General features: G+C 67.1%; 1 pseudogene. It reads left to right on the forward strand.

The annotated features are described in order from the left end of the window. Window positions 1-379 (forward strand): annotated as a pseudogene (locus A6013_RS24460) (murein transglycosylase); the annotation flags it as partial. Window positions 380-407 lie beyond the last annotated feature (28 nt).

Here is a 407-nt window from a genome sequence, read left to right on the forward strand (position 1 = left end):
CCTGACCTTTGCCCGCAGCACGGGCTCGACCGATTTTACCCGCCAGATGGCGGCGGTAGCTTTTGCCAGCGTGGCGCGTGCCGATGTCGAAAACGCGCGGCTGATGCTCCCGCAGCTGGTGCAGGCGCAGCAGCTGAAGGAAGATCAAACCCAGGCGCTGCGCGACATCGTGGCCTGGCGACTGATGGGCACGGCCGTGACCGCCGCACAGGCGCGCTGGCGTGACGCTGCGCTCATGCGCTCAAACTCGACCTCGCTTGTCGCGCGCCGCGTGGGCATGGCGGTGAACGCCGGTGAGCGTCGTGGCCTCAACACCTGGCTCGCGCGTGGGTCGATGAAAGCCAAAGAGAAGGACGAATGGCGAGACTGGCAGGCCGATTGACTGGTGGAGCGCGGGCGTGCTGACG

It is taken from the genome of Enterobacter sp. IF2SW-B1 (genome assembly GCF_001743375.1).
GTDB lineage: Bacteria > Pseudomonadota > Gammaproteobacteria > Enterobacterales > Enterobacteriaceae > Enterobacter > Enterobacter bugandensis.